This is a genomic window from Thomasclavelia sp. (genome assembly GCF_047249845.1).
Classification (GTDB): Bacteria; Bacillota_I; Bacilli_A; order Erysipelotrichales; family Coprobacillaceae; genus Thomasclavelia.
This window is the reverse complement of sequence record NZ_JBKTWO010000136.1, coordinates 1-2,249: the sequence shown is the minus strand read 5'-3', so window position 1 is coordinate 2,249 and position 2,249 is coordinate 1. Positions and strand designations below refer to the sequence as shown.

Below are 2,249 nucleotides of genomic sequence, written 5' to 3'. Positions count from 1 at the left end.
ATGTGGCTCTTGTCTTTAGTGCCACACAGGCTTTATTAGCAGCCATTGCTGGAGCAACTTATGTATCGCCATTCTTAGGAAGATTGGATGATATTTCAGCATCGGGAATTGATTTGGTGGCAGATATTATGCAGATTTTTAATCAATATGGATTTGAAACTGAGGTCATCTGTGCTAGCATACGTCATCCTATACACGTTATAGAATGTGCAAGATTAGGTGCTGATATTGCAACTGTACCATATCAAATCATTATGCAAATGATACAACATCCATTAACTGATATTGGTGTAGAAAAGTTTATAAAAGACTATCAAAAAGTTTTTGGTTAAAACAATAGGTGATATGTTATTATCCACATTCCAAGTTGTGATAGAATAGGAAACATAAGTCTATTTTTTCAAAAAAATTGTTGAAAAATGTTGAACTTGAATAAAAAGTCTCAAAAGTAAATAATTGAGGTAGGAAGGATAAATATGAACATACGACAAAAGCACATGCTCAATACACTTGTGAATGATGGTTCTATCCATATTGGAACAAGTGCTCAAAAATTTAATGTTGGTGAAAGAACAATTCGATATGATTTAGATGTTATTGCGGACTATATTTCAACAAAGTTACAACACCAGGGATTAATGATCAAAAATAACATTGCACATCTTATGATTAATCAAGATGAAATTCAAGATTTAAGATTAGAAGAGATGGATAATGATTATTATGAAATTAAGATTTCTTCAGAAGAAAGAATGATTATGATTCTTTATGACTTATGTTGGGCAACTGATAAGATGACAATTCAGCAATTTGCTGATAAATATTTTGTAAGTCGAGGGACAATCAATAGTGATTTTATTGAAATTAAAAAATGGTGTCATAAAAGACATATTCCACTTGTTTCTTTAAAAGGAAAAGGCATTTATATTGATGCTACTGAAAAACAAAGACGTGCTTATTTAAGTGAACTTATTCGTTCTTCTACAAAATTAGATCATTATAAAGATTTTATTTTTATAGAATGGTTTAAAGATATAGATGATGAAACCATTAAAACAATTGTGACAAAAGCTGAAAAGAAATATGGTATTTGGTTAACTGATATCGCTTTTGAAGGATTAAGTATTCATATTGCTTTATCAATTAAACGTTATCAAAGTCATCATATTTCAGAAAGTCATGAAGCATCTCATTATACAGATATTGATCCACTCCCTTACCAAATGGCTAGTGAAATCGTCCATGAAATCAATAGACAGTTTGAATTAAAACTCCCAGAAACAGAAATTATCTATGTCGCTATCCATTTAGGCGGGAAATCAAGTTATTTAAATGAAGATGATGTTGGTAGTCATGCACTTGTAGAGTACTACGCAATTAATATGATTATTCATGTGGGAAATATCTTGAAGGTTGATTTAAAACAAGATAAACGATTGTTAGATGGACTTATTCAACATTTAAGAGCATGTCGTTATCGTTATAAGAATGATATGGTTATTGAGAATCCTTTAAAAGAGGATTTGATTGAAAGTTATCCCAATCTGTATCAGATTTTATCACTGTTTATTAATGATACACAAGATCAAGGTTATATTCGATTTAATGATGATGAAATGACTTATGTTCTTCTTCACTTTGCTGCTGCTATTAATCGAAGAAGTCAAAAATCTAAAGAAATTCCTAATATATTAGTGGTCTGTTCAACAGGATTAGGAACCTCAGAACTGGTCGTTTCATCATTAAATAGATACTTTAAATTAAAAATTCAAGCTTGTACTGCTTTACATCAGTTACAGTACTATTTAGGAAAGTATCCAATTGATCTCATTATTACAACAGTTCCATTAGAATCAATAGTTCCACATGTGAGAGTTCATCCAATACTTACAGATGAGGATAACAATAACATTAGAAAGAAGTTATCTGAATTGGGATTTGAAATTATTAATCAAGAAGATTCAATTACAAAAGAATTATCTATCTTAATGGATCACTATATGAAAGATAAAGACGATTCTAAATTAATTAATGAATTAACTGAACTGTATCAAAAAATAAAACCTAATGAAAATAGTTTAGAAAGAACAATGGGGGAATATAAAATGCTTAGTGAATTATTAACGGATCAAACAATTCAATTGAATATTGATGTTCCAGATTGGCAGGAAGCCATTCGTGCCTCGGGTAAGATATTGGCTGAAAAAGAATATATAACAGATGATTATATTCAGGCATCAATACATAGT

The 2,249-nt window shown here is 30.0% G+C and carries 2 protein-coding genes; both read left to right on the top strand.

Annotated features, from left to right (window positions below):
• The coding region (locus tag ACLR9T_RS14015; RefSeq protein WP_413110099.1) for a transaldolase family protein at positions 1 to 332 on the top strand (332 nt) is incomplete at its 5' end.
• 144 nt (positions 333 to 476) lie between these two features.
• On the top strand, positions 477 to 2,249 hold a 1,773-nt coding region (locus ACLR9T_RS14010; protein ID WP_413110098.1), incomplete at its 3' end, for a BglG family transcription antiterminator.